The organism is Nocardia xishanensis NBRC 101358 (assembly GCF_001613365.1).
In the GTDB taxonomy this organism is placed as follows: Bacteria; Actinomycetota; Actinomycetes; order Mycobacteriales; family Mycobacteriaceae; genus Nocardia; species Nocardia xishanensis.
Window position 1 is genome coordinate 1 of sequence record NZ_BDCF01000002.1, and the last position, 16,813, is coordinate 16,813.

Here is a 16,813-nt window from a genome sequence, read left to right on the forward strand (position 1 = left end):
TTCCAACGCATTGAGGTACCCGGTCGACAAGGTCGCGATGGCCTTGGTGCCCACCATCATCCGGGCTTGTTCGATGACGTCGAACATCTGCGCGATGCCATTGTGCACGTCGCCGACCAGCCAGCCCTTCGCCGGTTTGCCGTGGCCGCCGAAGGTCAACTCGCAAGTGGCAGAGGCTTTCAGGCCCATCTTGTGCTCGAGGTTGGTGACGAACACCCCGTTGCGTTCACCGGGTTCGCCTGTCCGGGAATCGAAGAGGTACTTCGGGACGATGAACAGGCTCAGCCCCTTGGTACCAGGCTCGGCGCCCTCCGGGCGCGCCAGCACCTGGTGGAGGATGTTCTCGAACAGGTCGTCGGAGTCGGCGGAGGTGATGAAGCGCTTGACGCCCTCGATGTGCCAGGAGCCGTCCTCCTGCTCGACCGCCTTGGTCCGGCCCGCGCCCACATCGGAACCGGCGTCCGGCTCCGTCAGTACCATGGTGGCGCCCCATCGCCGTTGCACCGCCAGTGCGGCCCAATGGCGTTGTTCCTCGGTGCCGATGCCGTTGATGATGTCGGCCATACCAGGTCCGCCCGCGTACATGAACGCGGCAGGCTGCGCTCCGAGGACGAATTCGCTGATAGCCCAATCCACCATCCGCGGTGCGGGTACACCGCCGATCACCTCGGCTTTGCCGATGCGCCACCACTCGCCGTCGTACCAGGCGCGCACCGACCGTTTGAAAGCGTCGGGCAATCGCACCGAGCGCGTCTCCGGGTCGAAGACGGGCGGATTGCGATCGGACTCGGCGAAGGAATCGGCGACCGGCCCTTCGGCCAGCCGCGCGGCTTCGGCGAGCATCGTCCGCACGGTGTCGCCGTCCAGGTCGCCGAATGCTCCGGTCCGCAAGACCTCTTCGAGGCCGAACACCTCGAAGAGGTTGAACTCCAGGTCCCTGACATTGCTCTTGTAGTGCCCCATCGGCCTGTCCTTCCGACGCTTCTCGGTCTGGTTGCCGAGATCTGTCGGGCGCACATGATCACGCCCAGCCGAAATTCTGGCAGGCGGGAAGCCGGAAAGGCAGTCGTAAGTTACTGACCATTATGGAGTATCTTTCGCATCCGATCTGCGAACTAAAGAAGTACCTCCCAAGATTCGCGACCGACAGTTACCGATGGATTATCGCCGAGATCGTCGACGAGCGCCGACGGTCCGCACCCTGGATGCGAACGTCAGCGACGATCGCCCATAGGGGTCAGATCCGAGCTCAGGTCCACTCCCGACGCTGGCGCACGACGCCATCGAATTGCGCTGTGCCCGAGCTGACTTCGTTGACCATATCGTCGATGATCTCGACCGCCGGCCGCTCCGGTCCGGCCCGCAGCCGCCGGTACGCTCCGTCGGAGAGATCCCCGCCCACCGACGAGCCGATGAGTCGCGCCCTGAGGTCGCGCCTGGCGTAAGCGATCTCGGCGGCTGTCCCGATGCCTGTCAGGCCGCCTCCGATGACGGTGACCTGGCCACCGGCCGGGAGGCGTCAGTGCCGCCCCCGCTTGCCGTGCGCCTTCCCATGTGCCCACCGGGACCGTGCCCGGCATCGCCACGACCGTGCCGCCCACCGCGCCCGACGTCGCCGAGGACGTCGAGCTGGCAGACGACGTGTCGATGGCGATGCTGCTGGTGCGCGAGACGCTCACACCGACCGACCGGGCGGTGGTTCGTGCTGCGGGAAGTGTTCGACATGGGCTACGACGAGATCGCTCGAGCGTCGACAAGAGCGCCGCCGCGGTCCGCCAGATCGCCCACCGCGCCCGCACGCACGTCGCCGCGCGCCGGCCGCGCGGAGCCGTATCTCCCGTCGAGACCCGAGAAGCGCTCGGTGCGTTCCAACGAGCGGTCGAGACCGGCGATCTGCACTGCCTGCTCGACACCCTCGCGCCGGATGTCGGTCTTGGGCGCGGGTGTGACGTTCGATCCGCGGACCGGCGTTTTCGTGGCGAACAGTGGCGACGGCACGATCACCGTTATCGACCGCGACCACACGGTGAAAGCCACGATCGAACTCGATACGAGCGCCGGTGGCCCGCCGCAACCGGCCCACGACCGTTCGGTGTGGCCGCCGACCCCATGGACCGGATCTGGGCACACGCTCGTCGAAGCCCTTCAGCCACAACCATATAGAAAACAACTCGCAATCCGCCTCGAATTCACCCGACCTGGGTTTTCGCCCGGGCGAGCGTCGCTGTCTGGAGATCCGCGATTCGAGTAGTCCATTACTCACGCCTGGCCTGCCTCGCGAACCTATTTTCTCCCTTACCGGCGATCCGACCGCAAGAGGCCCTGACAAGGAGCGTTCACGCCGTGGTGCTCGGACACATGCTGTTCGGCTTCGTGGGCCACTGCCGAGCAACCACCTCGAAGGGATGACGAACCGTGGGACTCAAAAGCATGCTGCTGACCTCGCCTGCCGCCGACCAACAGCTGGAGAGCTGCCTGATTTCCGATCCAGCGCATATCGGGGAAGGGATCAACGGCATCGGCGAACACGTGCGGCGAATTCAGATCGCGCTCAACGAGGTCGACGACGCCGAACTGGAAGTCGACGGCAAATTCGGGAGCGCCACCGGCGATGCGGTCGAGGACTACAAGAACGCGCGCCGCATCCTTGCCCCCGGACAGACCACGGCCGACCGTGTCGTCGGCAAGCGCACGATCAAGACTCTCGACGACGAGGTTTTCGAATTCGAGAACACCGGGCCACCGGAGAGCGGCCTCGTCTCGCCGAGCGAGGCGGGCCTTCCGCACAATCACGCCGGTTGTCCGACCCGTCCGCGAGTGGCCAATCCGGGGCCGGACGGCCGCGCCCAGCATCGAGGCACACCGATCAATCCCATCGGGAACGCGATGAGACTCAACATCTATGGCGAAGGTGAGACCGACTACGTCGGCTTCACCGACTTCGCGACCGAAACTCAGCACGCCAAGGGCAGGCCGATGACTTCGACCTTGGTCGATGGATGCGCCAGCGATATCTGTGTGCGCAGTTCACCGCTCAGCGCGGTGACTCTCCGCGAAATCCGGCGGCTGGCTCAGTCTGCGCTGGTCGGCGGGTGCCGGTTCACCTATGCGTCGAACCAAGAGCTGTTCCGGACCCCGCGTGCCGATATCCTCAGCCTCGGGACCGTGATTCAGCAGCACCGCATCGCCGACCCAAGCCAACCGAACAACCCCCATGAGGACTTCGAGGTGTGGGTTGTCGACATGTTCTGACCGACAGCGCATCAGTACGTGCAGCCAGGATCGCCCGACGTAGCGCCGGACGACTACGGCAGCATCGTCGAGGCGGGCGGCCGTGCCCTTTCGGCATGACCGCCCGCCTCGAACCGTCGATACGTCAGCAGTTGCTGGGCGCGGGCTCGCCGTGAACCCGGGCGATGAGCCAGGGCAACACCTCGGGTGCGCCGATCAACGCGGCGGATAGGTGTTCGGGCGCGGACACCCGCAGCGTCTGCAACGGCACCCCGGACCCGCACCAGCGGTTGTCGGTGTTGACGATGGCGTCGACCGGAATCAGCGGGTCGGTCGGCGAATGCCATTCGAACATCGGTATCTGCGGCACCCCGGGGTAGAGCTCCAGGCTGTTCTGCTCCACCACCGCCCGCGCCTCCGGGCTGTCGAACACCGAGGTGTTGGCGACGTAATCGCCGACACCGGTGTTGGCGCCGATCGCGAGAAGTTCGTTGGTGCAGCTGTTGGCCAAGGCGTCGCGCACCGCGAGACCGCGCGGATTGAGGTACGAGGTGAGCGCCACCTGGTCCGGATACTCCCGTTCCAGGCCCATCGCCACCGCCATCACCAGTCCGAAGGCCGGATGCGAACCGTCGCGCACCGCCTCCGCCATGGTCACCAGGTTCATCGGGACGCCGCCGATGGCCGCGCCCGCGAGTGCCAGTTCGGGTGCGTACGACGGTTGCAGCGCCGCCGCCCATGAGGTGGCGATGCCTCCGCCGGAGTAACCGGCCATCACCACCGGACTGGCCTGCAGGGCGAGCTCCGGTAGTCGTTTGGCCGCACGGATGCCGTCCAAGGTGATTTGACCACCCAGCCGGGCGGCTCCGAGGGCGAACTGCGGCCCGAGGTGATCCGGCAGCGCGATACTCCAGCCCTGCTGCAGAAACACGTTCAGGACCGGCGCCGTGGTCATCAGATTCGGATCGCCGGAGTAGAGCTTGCGCGATACGGCACATTCGGTGCCGAGCGAATTGATGAAATGCTGATACGACAGCAGCGGCGCGTCGGGCCGGTTGATCAGCGGCGTGAGGATCGTGGTGGTGGCCGCGATCGGCGTCCCGTGCGAGTCGCTGGATCGGAATTCGACCAGCCGCACGGTGGCGCCGGGAAAGAGCAGCAGCGGCGGCAATTCCCGAACGTCGAGCACGTCACCGGGCCGGTGCGCTGCCAGATCCGGCGGGGCGGCGTAGAACGGGTCGGGATCGGGCCGCGGATACAACGGTTCCGCGGTTGCTGTCGCGACGAGCAGCAGCCCGAGTGCTAAACCTCCGAGTGCACCGAGGATGTCGGTCACGCGGTTGCGCTTGGCGCCGGGAAAACGAAGAAACGGACGAGTCACGAGCTTTGACCTCCACGGATTGTGCGCGGAATTCATCGACCAGCCAGCTTGATTTCGAGTGTCTTTGTCAGCAAACGCTCAGCGACACGTCAAAGAGTAAGCCGAAGACGCGTCGCGCACGTGCCGAATCGCGTCTGAAGGCGACGATCCGAGCTAGAACGATCCGCCCAAAGCGACCATGATTAGGCTATCTAGCAGCGGTTTTGTTCGACATGGCGGCTCTCTGGATGCCGGCGTGCGCGGCGGCCGCCGATCATGATCCGTCCTGCCTCGACTGCGGTTAACCGTGCCTCACGCTAGGAGGGCGATTGTGGAGCTATCTCATCTCGCGCCCGACGGCATGCTCGGTTAATCGGATATACCTCGGTGCTGGTCGCGACGATCCGCGCCGAGACACGCCGATCGGCTTCCAGAACTCGAGTAGGCGACTACCCGTTCGAGAGGCCGGCGTCGGTGCAAAACTCGCTGATGGCACGACCCGTGCCGTCCATTCGGACACAGCCATCCATTACTCGAAGCGGTGAATGTTATGTCGGTTGAATTCGATTCGGGATCGTTTACTACCAACGGCCTCATGCCGAGCAAGGTGACCGAGTTCGTCCTCGACAGGACCGTCGACATCGTGCTCGGACTTCAAGTCGACCAGAACGACGACGGGTTCTTTCTCGCGCTCATGCTCCGCACGCCGGGCGGAATACCGGAAGGCGTGAAGACTTCGGCGGCCTCGTTCGCGGTGGGTACCTCGCTGGAGATCCGGTTCGATGCGGTTCCAGCAGGCATCTATTCCATAGTGCTGCAACCTCTCGGCGGCGTCGTCGCCGGGACCTATCGGGCGCGCTGGGAGAACATCCTCGGCGGCGCGCTCGAAGCGGACGGTTTTCCGGTGAGTCTTCCCGCCGAGTCGAACTTCGAGGAATTCGAACCGATCTCCCAGGCTCCCGACGCGCAGGCGGTGCCGCTGGTGCCGGTTGGACCATAGGCCGGCTACGGCTCAGCCCGCGGCCGGTGTCTCCTCGTCGGCGCGGCGCACCGGCGTGATCGGCAACACGAGCGCGGCGGGCGCACCGGCCGGAACCACGGGCTTGGCAGGGGCGACCGGCGAAATGCGCTGATACCCGTCACTCTGCGACGGCCTGGTGTCCACTTCGCCCTTGTTCGGCCAGAAGGCCGCCGCGCGCTCGGCCTGCGCCGTGATCGTCAGCGACGGGTTCACGCCGAGATTCGCCGAGACCGCGGCGCCGTCTACCACGCTCAGCGTCGGGTAGCCGAAGACGCGGTGGTAGCCGTCGATGACGCCGTGCGCCGGGTCCGCGCCGATGGTGGCCCCGCCGAGGAAGTGCGCGGTGAGCGGAACGTTGAAGATCTCGCCCCAGCTGCCGCCCGCGATGCCGCCGATCTCGTCGGCCACCTTGCGAGTCACCTCGTTGCCGACCGGGATCCACGTCGGATTCGGTTCGCCGTGGCCCTGTTTCGAGGTGAGCTTGCGCCCGAACAGGCCGCGCTTGGTGTAGGTGGTGATCGAGTTGTCCAAGTGCTGCATCACCAGCGAGATGATGGTGCGCTCGCTCCAGTCTTTGGTGCTCAGGAACTGCAACAGCTGCATCGGGTGGCGCAGCACCAGCAGCACGAACCGCAGCCAGCGCGGGATGCGGCCGCCGCCGTCCACCATCAGCGTCTGCAACAGGCCCATCGAGTTGGAACCCTTGCCGTAGCGAACGGGTTCGATGTGCGTGTCCGGTGTCGGATGGATCGAGGACGTGATCGCCACGCCCTTGGTGAAGTCGACGCCAGGGGTGACCTTCCTGGTCGCCGCGCCGACGATCGACTCGGAATTGGTGCGGGTCAGCACGCCGAGGCGGTCGGAGAGGCCGGGCAGCACGCCCTTGTCGCGCATGTCGAACAGCAGCTTCTGGGTGCCGCGGGTGCCCGCGGCGAGCACCACGTGCGCGGCGGTGTAGGTCTTGGGCTGCTTGCGGACCAGCGCGCCGGTGCGCTTGGTCTCGACGTCCCAGGTGCCGTCGGGCAGCGGCCGCAGCGCGGTGACCGTGGTCATCGGGACAACCTCGGCGCCTGCCTGCTCGGCGAGGTAGAGATAGTTCTTCACGAGGGTGTTCTTGGCGCCGAACTTGCAGCCGACCATGCAGTCGCCGCATTCCACGCAGCCGGTGCGCTCGGGGCCGACGCCGCCGAAGTAGGGGTCGGCCACCGTCTTGCCCGGCTCGCCGAAGAACACGCCGACCGGGGTCTGCACGAAGGTGTCGCCGACGCCCATGTCCTCGGCGACCTTCTTGAAGATCTCGTCCGCGGGCGTCATGTGCGGGTTGCGCACCACGCCGAGCATCTTCTGGGCCTGCTCGTAGTAGGGCGTCAGCTCCGCGCGCCAGTCCGTCATGTCGCGCCACTGCGGGTCCTGGAAGAACGGCTCCGGCGGCACGTAGAGGGTGTTGGCGTAGTTCAGCGAACCTCCGCCGACACCGGCGCCGCCGAGAATCAGTACGTCGCGCAGCAAGTGGATGCGCTGGATGCCGTAGCAGCCGAGCGCGGGCGCCCAGAGGAACTTGCGCAGATCCCAGCTGGTCTTGGGCAGCTCGTCGTCGGCGAAGCGCTGACCCGCCTCGAGCACGCCGACCTTGTAGCCCTTCTCGATCAGGCGCAGCGCGGTGACGCTCCCGCCGAAACCGGAACCGACGATGAGCACATCGAAGTCGGTTGCTCGCTGGGACATGCGGGAACTCCTCGGACGGTCGACAGTGACCCGCGTTACGCTAATGCGGACAGTAGGAGCTGTCAACGAAGGATCGGCCGGGTCTCTATGCTGATTCGCGTGTCCCGATACAGCCGAGTCCAGCTGGCCGACCTCAGCGGTGTACCGGCGCGCACCATCCGCTACTACCACTCGCTCGGTGTGCTGCCGAAACCCGGCCGCGCGGGCAAGGAGGCGGTGTACACCGACGAGCATCTGGATCGGTTGCGCGACATCTCCGGTATGCAGGCGCGTGGATTGCGCCTGGAAGCGATCCGCGAGGTGTTCGACGCCGAAGCGCAGCGCGGCGCGAACGCCGACTGGCGGTCGGTGCTCGATCCGCGGTACGCGGGCGCGGCGGACCAGTCGGTCGTGATCGATGACGACGAACTGTCGTCGCTGCTCGGCGATCGCCGAGCCGACGTCCTCGACGAGCTCATCGCCGCGCAGTACGTCGAACGGTACGAGGAAGGCTGGCGCATCCCCGACCAGCCGATGCTCAAGGGCGCGCTGATCCTCTACGACGTCGGCACCGACATCACGCTCGCGGGCGCGCTGCGCAAACTCATCCGCGCCAGGATCGCCGAGCTGGCCGACGAGATGGTGCGCACCTTCCGCGACGCGGCCGCGACGAGCTACGGCGGCGAGGGCATCGGCACCGACCTGAGCCGTTTCCGTGAGCGCTTCCGCGCGGCCGCCTGGGAGGTCGGCGGCGCGACCCTGGCCGACGAAATCGAGCGCGCGGTCCGCGAACTGGACGGCTGACGAAACCGCGAGCAGTGTTCACCCTAAGGTGACTGCCATGAGCACGCCGCGCGCCAGGGCGAGAGCCCAGACAATGGAGGACATCAAGCGGATCGGCCGCGAACACCTCGCGACGCACGGCGCCGCGGCGCTCTCGCTGCGCGCGGTGGCCCGCGATCTCGGCGTGGTGTCCTCGGCGGTGTACCGGTACGTGCGCAGCCGCGACGAGCTGCTGACCCTGCTCGTGGTGGACGGTTACAACGCGCTCGGCGACGCGGTGGACGAGGCCCTGGTCGGCGCGCCCGACGATCCGGCCGAACGTCTGCGCGTCGCGGGCCGCGCGGTGCGCGCCTGGGCGCTGGCCGAACCCGCTTGGTACGGACTGCTTTTCGGCTCGCCGGTGCCCGGCTATGAAGCGCCCGCCGAGCAGACCGTCGACCCGGGCGTGCGGGTGATCGCCGCCCTGTTGCGGGTCTTCGCCGACGCGTACGCGGCGGGCCGCTTGGCTGGTCCCGCCCGGCCGGTGCGGGTCTCCACCGCGCTGGCGGGCAGTTTCGCGAACGTCCGCGACGAATTCGGCCTCGACGTGCCGGATTGGTTGGTGTCGCGCGGCGTCTCGGTCTGGAGTGCGCTCTTCGGCGCGGTGAGCTTCGACGTGTTCGACATGTACGGGCGCGACACCTTCGCCGACCGCACCGAACTGTTCGAGCTGATGCTGGACAACCTGCTGGATCTGCTGGGTTTCCGGGACTGAACCCCGGACGAACCTCCCCCGCCCCATTGTGTGGGACCGTCGGTCCCATATATTCTGGATCCCACCACGCGAGGAGCGTGCGCAGTGCCGGCGCCGAGCGCCGGCAGGAGCGAGGAGGCATCGATGACGCTGTCCGAATCGGTTCGTACCGGACTGTTCGATCGGGAGTACTGGGAGACGCTGGACACCCTGTCGGAGGGTTCGGTGCACCGGAAATTCGACCCGTACCTGGACATCGACTGGGATGGCCCCGAGTTCGCGATCGACAAGGACGATCCGCGGTGGATCCTGTCCCCTGAGTTCGATCCGCTCGGCGCGACCGACTGGTATCGGAACCTGCCGCGGCAGCGCCAGATCGAGATCGGCCGCTGGCGGACCGCGAACGTCGTCAAGGTGGGCGCGGCCTTCGAGAGCGTGCTGATCCGCGGGATGATGCAGTACATCATGAAGCTGCCCAACGGCTCCCCGGAGTTCCGTTACTGCCTGCACGAGATGACCGAAGAGTGCAACCACATCCAGATGTTCCAGGAGCTGGTGAACCGGATCGGTGACGACGTGCCCGGCATGCGGCCGATCTTCCGCGCGCTGTCCCCGCTGATCGGCGTGGCGGGCGGCTACGCGCACGTCATCCTGTTCATCGGCATCCTGGGCGGCGAGGAGCCGATCGACCACTACCAGAAGGCGATCATCCGCGACGGCGGCAACATCCCGCCCGCCGTGCTGCGCACCATGGAGATCCACATCGCCGAGGAGGCGCGGCACATCTCCTTCGCAAACGAATTCCTGAAGGCGCACATCGAACGGATGAGCCCTGCGGGTAAAGCCCTGTGCGCCTTGGCTTTTCCGCTGGCAATGCGCTGGCTGGCCGGTGAGATCATGGTGCCGTCGCGTTCGTTCGCCAAGCGGTTCGACATCCCGCGCGAAGTGTTCCGTGAGGCGTTCTGGCAGGGGCCGCAGTCGCGCCGGATCCTGTCCGGCTACTTCGGCGACATCCGCAAGCTCGCGGGCGAGCTGGGTCTGATGAACCCGGTCACCAAGCGGGTGTGGTCGATGCTGCACATCGACGGCGACGCGGCGCGCTACCGCAGCGAACCCGAACGCCGGATCGCCTGAACACTTCTCGCGCACCGCGTCCGCGAACGGGCCGGAAGCGGCTCAAGGCGCGGTGTCGACGCTGGACAGCCGGGCGAGCGCCGCGAGCAGCGGTTCGTCGGGATCCAAAGTGAGCCGGTGCGCCCGCGCCACTCCGTCGAGCACGCTCCAGGCGTAACCGGCGAGTTCGGTGACGAGTTCGTCGCGGCCCATGGCACGGTCCGGATCGCGCGCCCAGCGCGACACGGTGGCTTCGGTCATGGACACGATGGCGAAGGTCATCGTGTCCGCGGCCGCCTCGTCCACCACGCCGACCACTCCGGCCAGACCCGATACCAGCCGACGGGTGCGACCCGCGATCCGGTCTTCGAGGCTGCTCACGGCGTCTACGTCATCGGGGTCGCCGAGGGCTGGGCCGCGGCGCAGGAAGTCGTAGAGACGCGCGTGACTGTCGATCCAGTCCACCACCGCGGCGATGGTGCGGTGCAGGATGACGCGGATGGAGCCGTCGGAGATGTCGAGTGCGGTGTCGATGTCGTCGGTGAACCGATCGCCGATCGCCGTCCTGGTGCGCCGGTCGAGTTCGTCACGTCCCGAAAATTGCCGATACACCACCGATTTCGACAATCCGGAGCGCTCGGTGATCTGCTGCATCGGAACCTCGACGCCCATCGGCGTCTCCTCGATCAGCTCGATCAAGGCCGTCACGATGCGTTCGCGCCGCCGATCGTTGTGCGGCTGCCAGCGCGCCCGCCTGCCACCGATCGGCTGCGGGGCGGGTGACGAGGACGTCGGCACGGCACGAGTCTAGAACACGGGGGGACCGGGGGCGGCGTTGTCGATTCCGAGGCCGTGGGGGAGGGGTGGCGCATGACCGCCGGACCCGCAGGGTGGTGTCGCGAGGGCACCGAGCCCGGCGGTCATGACATGCCGACCATAACCGAGCGACGCCGGGGTGTCTGGCGGATCACGGTCGGCGCGGTGTGTCGCGATGGAGCAACGCCAAGTCGCCGGCGGGGCAAATGTTCGGTTCACATCTGCGCTGGTCGCGCGGCGCACAACGACACGGCAACAACTGGCCGAATCCGCACTCTTGCGTAATTGCCCGGCGTATGCTCGCCGTCGTTCGACCCGTGGGGATCCGCACTGGCGACACGTCCTACGGACCGGAATCTGATGCACGAGGAGGATGTGGTGACTGCCGTAGCTCCCAGGCCGGAGCCGGAACTCGAGGCCATCCGGCCGTATCCCCAACGGAGGGGGCCGAAGGGGTCGTTCATCTACAAGTTGGTCACCACGACCGACCCGAAGATGCTTGGCCAGATGTATTTGGTCACGTCGATGACGTTCTTCATGATCGGCGGACTGATGGCGCTGCTCATGCGTGGCGAACTGGCCAGGCCCGGCCTGCAATTCCTGTCCACCGAGCAGTTCAATCAGCTGTTCACCATGCACGGCACGATCATGCTGCTGTTCTACGCGACGGCCGTGGTGTTCGCGTTCGCCAATATCGTGCTCCCGTTGCAGATCGGCGCGCCCGACGTCGCCTTCCCGCGCCTGAACGCCCTCAGCTACTGGCTGTATCTGTTCGGCGCGACCATGGCGACGGCGGGTTTCGTGACGCCGGGCGGCGCGGCCGACTTCGGCTGGACCGCCTACCAGCCGCTCAGCGACATCATGCACTCGCCGGGCGTCGGCGGCGACCTGTGGATCCTCGGCCTTGCCGTCTCGGGTCTCGGCACCATCCTCGGCGGGGTCAACATGATCACCACCGTGGTCTGTCTGCGCGCACCGGGCATGACCATGTTCCGCATGCCGATCTTCACCTGGAACATCGTCGTCACCAGCGTGCTGATCCTGCTCGTCTTCCCGATCCTGACCGCCGCTCTGTTCGCCATCGCCTACGATCGGCACCTCGGCGGCCACATCTACGACCCGGCGACCGGCGGCGTGCTCCTGTACCAGCACTTGTTCTGGTACTTCGGCCACCCGGAGGTCTACATCATCGCGCTGCCGTTCTTCGGCATCGTCTCGGAGATCTTCCCGGTCTTCTCGCGCAAGCCGATCTTCGGCTACACCACCCTGGTCTACGCGACGCTGGCCATCGCCGCCCTGTCGGTAGCCGTGTGGGCGCACCACATGTTCGCGACCGGCGCGGTGCTGCTGCCGTTCTTCTCGTTCATGACCTTCCTCATCGCGGTGCCGACCGGCGTGAAGTTCTTCAACTGGATCGGCACGATGTGGCGCGGTCAGCTGACCTTCGAGACGCCCATGCTCTTCGCGGTCGGCTTCATCGTCACGTTCCTGTTCGGCGGTCTGTCCGGTGTGATCCTGGCCAGCCCGCCGCTGGACTTCCACGTCACCGACTCGTACTTCGTCGTCGCGCACTTCCACTACGTGCTCTTCGGCACCATCGCCTTCGCGACGTACGCGGGCATCTACTTCTGGTTCCCGAAGATGACCGGCCGCATGCTCGACGAGCGGCTCGGCAAATGGCACTTCTGGACTACGCTCGTCGGCTTCCACACCACCTTCCTGGTGCAGCACTGGCTCGGTGCCGAGGGTTTCCCGCGCCGCTACGCCGACTACCTGCCTTCTGACGGCTTCACCGGACTGAACACCGTATCCACCATCGGCTCGTTCATCCTGGGCGCCTCGCTGCTGCCGTTCATCTGGAACGTCTTCCGGAGCGTGCGGTACGGCGAACCCGTCACGGTGGACGATCCGTGGGGCTACGGCAACTCGCTGGAGTGGGCCACCACCTGCCCGCCGCCGCGGCACAACTTCTACGAACTGCCCCGGATCCGGTCGGAGCGACCGGCATTCGAACTGCACTATCCGCACATGGTCGACCGCATGCGCGCCGAAGCGCACGTGGGCTGGGGCGCGCCGCGGCATGGCCAAGCCGTCAGCGAACCGGCCGCGACGGCGGCCGACCGGGAGGCCTAGGCGCGTCACTCACGAAGGCCGCGGACACCGGCAACAGCTTCGGTGTCCGCGGCCTTCGGGACGTGTGGCGGTCAGGCTCGGGCGAACAGCGGCGCGACGAAGTGCTCGAGCATCGCGCGTTCGTCGGCGTCGTCGACACCGGGGACGGTGAGCAGCGAGACGACGATCCGCGTCAGCCAGCGCGCGAGCTGCGCTCGATCTCGGTCCCCGGCAATCGAATCCGGCAGGAACGCGGTCGCGAGCGCCGCGATGACCTCTGAGGATTGGCCGATCTCCACCGCGAGCCCGGCATCGGCGGGCCGGAACCACGCGATCAACAAGGGGTCGGCGCGCACCGCGCGCACCGCGGTCAGCACCGCCGCCACGATTCGCTCACCCGGATCGGCGATTCCGTCGACCTCGGCGACCACCTCGGCGCCGATGCGGCGCGCCTCCCGGTGGACGAAGGCCAACCGCACCGCGTGCCGGTTCTCGAAGTAGCGGTAGACCGTCGCGCGGGAACATCCCGCGGCCTTGGCGATATCGGCCATCTGGGTGTTGGCGACGCCTCGTTCGGCGAACAGGCGCGCGGCGGCATCGAGGATTCGCTGCGCCGCCAGCTCGGCGCGCTGATCGGCCAGCCAGTCGCCGGTCATGTTCCGCTCGCCACGAACGGAACGTGCACCGGCCACCGCACGTAGTTGCCCTCCGCGTAGCGGACGCCGTCGAGGTCGACGGTGAAGTCCGGGCAGCGGGCGAGCAGCTCCTGCAGCGCGACGGTGGCCTGCATGCGGGCGGCCGCCGCGCCGAGGCAGTGATGGTTGCCGTGGCCGAAGGTCAGAATCGTCTTCGGCCTGCGGGTGACATCCAATTCCGCTGCGTCCGGCCCGAATTCGCGCTCGTCGCGGTTGGCGGAGGCATACAGCAGCAGCGTCCTCCTGCCCGCCGGGATGGTGACGCCCTCGATCTCGACATCCCTGGTCACGGTGCGGGCCATGTTCTGCACCGGGGAGGTGAGCCGCAGGAACTCGTCGACCGAGCCGGGGATCAGGCTCGGGTCCTCGATGAGGCGCCTGCGCTGGTCGCGGTGCGTGGTCAGCAATTGCACCGCACCGCCGAGGTTGCCGGTGGTGGTGTCGTTACCGCCGGTGATCATGGTGAACGCGAAGCCGATGATCTGCAGGATGCCGGGAATGTCGTCGGGTTCGCCGAGGCCGGAGGCCACCAGGTGGGTGACCGTGTCGTCGGCCGGTTCGAGACGGCGGCGTTCGATCATCGCGGTGAAGTACTGGGTGAGCTCGCCGACGGCGGCCTGCGCCGAGTAGACGTTGCCGGTGGCCGAGGCCGCGACGATGCTATCGGTCCATTCGTCGAACTTCGCCCGATCCGCCTCTGGCACACCGAGATAGTGCGCGACCACCATGGTCGGCAGCGGCTTGAACAGCTCGGCGGAGATGTCGCCGCCGCCCGCCTCGCGCAGCCGCTCGATGCGCTCGACCACGAATTTCCGTACCGCGGGCCGGATCTCCTCTACCTGCCGCGGGGTGAATCCCTTGGCCACCCGGCGACGGAACATCGTGTGGTCAGGGGCGTCGGTGAAGACGAACGGCTTGTTCTCACCCAGCCCGATCTTCTCCAGATCGTGGTAGTCGACCGTGATGCCGGAGGCCGAGGAGAAGGTCTGCGCGTCGCGCACCGCGTCGTAGACGTCCGCGAAGCGGGAGAGCACGTAGTAGTCCTCATCGGGACGGTCGTCCGGCATCACGCGGTGGACCGGGGCGTGGTCGCGCAGTTGGGCGTACATCGGCCAGGGATCGCGCCAGGTATCGCCGGACCGGAGTACGAACCCGCCTGTTTGTGACAAACTCGCCTGCATATATCGACCGTAAGACGAATGACCACCTTTGTCTAGAACGCGTTTCAGTGAGCGCCGGTCTTCGAGAGTTCGGGGGAGCCTGCAAACCCTGCGACTGCCCGATCCGGTCGGCGGGCACTATGCGCGCGACGACTACGGGCGCATGACCGGGAAGGTCTCCGAGGCGCCCGCGGGGCTGTCGGTCATCGGGCCCGTCCTCGCCGACCAGCTCGCCGGCCCGGACCTGCTCGCCCGCGAGCACGCCGACCTCGCGCGCTGGCCAGATATCCGCGTCCCGGATCACCGGCCGCGCCTAGAGCATTGCGGGCGATGACACCCGAGCAGTTCCGGCGTGCCGCGCGACTCGGCATCACGTGCGGTTTGTTCGGCGATCACGTCTACTGCTGGGGCGACGTGCTCGTCGATGACCTGTTCGGCCCCGACCACGGTGCCAACTGGGTGCGCACCCGATTTGCACTCGATGCGGGTATGCGTGTCGTTCCACAACGACTGCCGGTCACCGGAAAAGAGCCGCTGCGCAACATGGCCTCCGCGGTCGTCAGGGGAGCCGACCTTCCAAACCTGACCCGCATCCTCTGTAACAAGTCACAAATCTCTGTGGGCAGCGGACCCAACTCTCACAATGCCTGGCCGAGGTGGCCCACCGTAACCGTGATTCCCGTTACGTTGGATCGCTGTGCAATTCCGGCCGGAAGGACCCGCTATGACCGCCCCCAACATGGCCGATCCAGATCTCATCGTCTCGGGCCGTCCGGTCTCGACACACCTCAAGGACACCAGGACGCTTTCTCAGCGCATGGTGGGGCACTTCGTCAAGAACGTGGTGCCGTGCGGCACGCTGCCCGGCGAAGCGCTCAGCGGCGACGTCACCGCCGTGACCAAGGTGTGCCTCGAACTGGCCGTGCAGATGCTCGACGGCAACGAAGGCGGCGAGGACATCGAGCGGGTCGGCGCCGCTGCCGCGGGCTGGGCGCGCGAAGGCATTCCGATCGACACCATCCAGCACGCCATTCACGAGGGCTTCAAACTCGGCTTCGACCTGATCTTGGCGAACGCCACCACCCAGGACCACGAGAGCCTGGTGAACGTGGCCCGTCGCTTCATGGACATCCTCGACACCATCATCACGACGGTCTCGGTGGCGTACGTGCGCGAGCTACGCGCCGTGGTGAGCGAACACCACACGGCGGTGCATACGCTGACCTCGGCGCTGCTCGGCGGCAACAGCACTTCGACCATGGCCCGCGAATGCGGCATCCAGGTCGCCGAGTCCTATCATGTGCTCGCGCTGGCGGTGCCGCCACACCGCGACGAGAAGAATCCCGCGCTGGACGGCAAAGTGGTCGCCCGGCGCAAACTGCGCAGGCTGCAAGCCGAGTTGGCCACCCGGTGCGGCGACAGCGCCCTTTCGCTGCTGAGCGTCGACGGCGGCACCATCCTCATCCCGACCACGACGCTCGCCGACGCGGAACTGGACGAACTGGTCATCCACCTGTCCAGGGCCGCCCAGGTTCCGGTGCGCGCGAGTGCCGTCGAGGCCACACCCGAACGCATCCCGCAGGCCGCCGACCAAGCGCACGAGCTGCTCGACATGGTGCACCGGATGAACAGCGCGCCGGGTCTGTACCGCTTCAACGACTTGGCGCTGGAATATCAGCTCACCCGCCCCGGCCCGGCGCGTGACTTCCTCGGCTCGCTGCTCGATCCGCTGGACGACTATCCCGAATTGCTGGAAACCCTCCAGATGCACATCGGCACCAACTTGAACCGGCAGCGGACCGCGCGCCTGCTGCACGTGCACACCAACACTGTCGACTACCGCCTCAAGCGGATTGGTCAGCTGATCGCGTTCGACCCGACCCAGGCCTCTGGCCTGTGGTATCTGCGCTCGGCGCTGGTCGCCCGCGCGCACCGCACCGGAGATCCGGCCGGCGAAATGCCTCCGCTCGCGGGCTATGGCGAGCCGGAACGCGCAGGCGAGCAGGACGCCGTGGTGCACGACATCGCCGCGTCGCCCCGCGTTCGGCGTTCCTGACGGGCCCCGGGCGCGCGGCGCCGGGCCGC

At 66.9% G+C, this 16,813-nt stretch carries 15 protein-coding genes and 1 pseudogene; 9 read left to right on the forward strand and 7 right to left on the reverse strand.

What is annotated here, in order from left to right:
* Both NX1_RS02255 and NX1_RS35880 read right to left on the reverse strand, forming a co-directional pair.
* On the reverse strand, positions 1–963 hold a 963-nt coding region (locus NX1_RS02255; protein WP_169812163.1), incomplete at its 3' end, for an acyl-CoA dehydrogenase family protein.
* A 286-nt stretch (positions 964–1,249) separates the two neighbouring features.
* Positions 1,250–1,402: a hypothetical protein gene (locus NX1_RS35880; protein WP_157119486.1), complete on the reverse strand. Its 153-nt coding sequence runs from the start codon at positions 1,400–1,402 to the stop codon at positions 1,250–1,252.
* A 197-nt stretch (positions 1,403–1,599) separates the two neighbouring features.
* Between NX1_RS35880 and NX1_RS37630 the strand changes: the two are divergent.
* Positions 1,600–1,962, forward strand: a pseudogene (locus tag NX1_RS37630) (sigma factor-like helix-turn-helix DNA-binding protein); the annotation flags it as partial.
* A 453-nt stretch (positions 1,963–2,415) separates the two neighbouring features.
* On the forward strand, positions 2,416–3,252 hold the full coding sequence (locus NX1_RS02265; RefSeq protein WP_245668277.1) for a peptidoglycan-binding domain-containing protein: 837 nt from the start codon (positions 2,416–2,418) through the stop codon (positions 3,250–3,252).
* A 124-nt stretch (positions 3,253–3,376) separates the two neighbouring features.
* Here the strand turns inward: NX1_RS02265 and NX1_RS02270 are convergent, their stop codons facing one another.
* Entirely contained in the window at positions 3,377–4,612 is a 1,236-nt protein-coding gene (locus NX1_RS02270; protein WP_373864858.1) for a lipase family protein, read from the reverse strand.
* Positions 4,613–5,141: 529 nt separating this feature from the next.
* On the opposite strand from NX1_RS02270, the gene NX1_RS02275 reads away from it, so the two are divergent.
* Positions 5,142–5,591, forward strand: a complete 450-nt coding sequence (locus NX1_RS02275; RefSeq protein ID WP_157119487.1) for a hypothetical protein — start codon at positions 5,142–5,144, stop codon at positions 5,589–5,591.
* 12 nt (positions 5,592–5,603) lie between these two features.
* Here NX1_RS02275 and NX1_RS02280 read toward each other — a convergent pair whose 3' ends face one another.
* Positions 5,604–7,337, reverse strand: a complete 1,734-nt coding sequence (locus NX1_RS02280; protein ID WP_068052958.1) for a GMC oxidoreductase — start codon at positions 7,335–7,337, stop codon at positions 5,604–5,606.
* A 99-nt stretch (positions 7,338–7,436) separates the two neighbouring features.
* Between NX1_RS02280 and NX1_RS02285 the strand changes: the two genes are divergently transcribed.
* From NX1_RS02285 to NX1_RS02295, 3 genes are all read left to right on the forward strand, one after another.
* Complete coding sequence (locus NX1_RS02285) at positions 7,437–8,120, forward strand: MerR family transcriptional regulator (RefSeq protein ID WP_245668278.1); 684 nt, start codon at positions 7,437–7,439, stop codon at positions 8,118–8,120.
* A gap of 37 nt (positions 8,121–8,157) precedes the next feature.
* Positions 8,158–8,853, forward strand: coding sequence for a TetR/AcrR family transcriptional regulator (locus tag NX1_RS02290; protein ID WP_068052964.1), 696 nt, complete (start codon positions 8,158–8,160; stop codon positions 8,851–8,853).
* Between the two features lie 123 nt (positions 8,854–8,976).
* The gene (locus NX1_RS02295; RefSeq protein ID WP_068052967.1) at positions 8,977–9,966 is read left to right on the forward strand and encodes an AurF N-oxygenase family protein; all 990 of its coding nucleotides are present in this window, start codon (positions 8,977–8,979) and stop codon (positions 9,964–9,966) included.
* A gap of 42 nt (positions 9,967–10,008) precedes the next feature.
* Here NX1_RS02295 and NX1_RS02300 read toward each other — a convergent pair whose 3' ends face one another.
* Positions 10,009–10,743 carry a TetR/AcrR family transcriptional regulator gene (locus tag NX1_RS02300; protein ID WP_068052970.1) on the reverse strand — a complete coding sequence of 245 codons (735 nt, stop codon included), beginning with the start codon at positions 10,741–10,743 and terminating at the stop codon, positions 10,009–10,011.
* A gap of 396 nt (positions 10,744–11,139) precedes the next feature.
* Here NX1_RS02300 and ctaD point away from each other — a divergent pair, with 396 nt between their 5' ends.
* Positions 11,140–12,894, forward strand: coding sequence for an aa3-type cytochrome oxidase subunit I (gene ctaD, locus NX1_RS02305; protein WP_068054065.1), 1,755 nt, complete (start codon positions 11,140–11,142; stop codon positions 12,892–12,894).
* A gap of 71 nt (positions 12,895–12,965) precedes the next feature.
* Here ctaD and NX1_RS02310 read toward each other — a convergent pair whose 3' ends face one another.
* Complete coding sequence (locus NX1_RS02310; protein ID WP_068052973.1) at positions 12,966–13,529, reverse strand: TetR/AcrR family transcriptional regulator; 564 nt, start codon at positions 13,527–13,529, stop codon at positions 12,966–12,968.
* Positions 13,526–14,749, reverse strand: coding sequence for a cytochrome P450 (locus NX1_RS02315; RefSeq protein WP_068052976.1), 1,224 nt, complete (start codon positions 14,747–14,749; stop codon positions 13,526–13,528). Before NX1_RS02315 ends, NX1_RS02310 begins: the two co-directional genes overlap by 4 nt.
* 142 nt (positions 14,750–14,891) lie before the next feature.
* Between NX1_RS02315 and NX1_RS35885 the strand changes: the two genes are divergently transcribed.
* Complete coding sequence (locus tag NX1_RS35885; RefSeq protein WP_157119488.1) at positions 14,892–15,062, forward strand: hypothetical protein; 171 nt, start codon at positions 14,892–14,894, stop codon at positions 15,060–15,062.
* 390 nt (positions 15,063–15,452) lie between these two features.
* On the forward strand, positions 15,453–16,784 hold the full coding sequence (locus NX1_RS02320; protein ID WP_084500875.1) for a PucR family transcriptional regulator: 1,332 nt from the start codon (positions 15,453–15,455) through the stop codon (positions 16,782–16,784).
* The last annotated feature ends 29 nt before the right edge of the window (positions 16,785–16,813 follow it).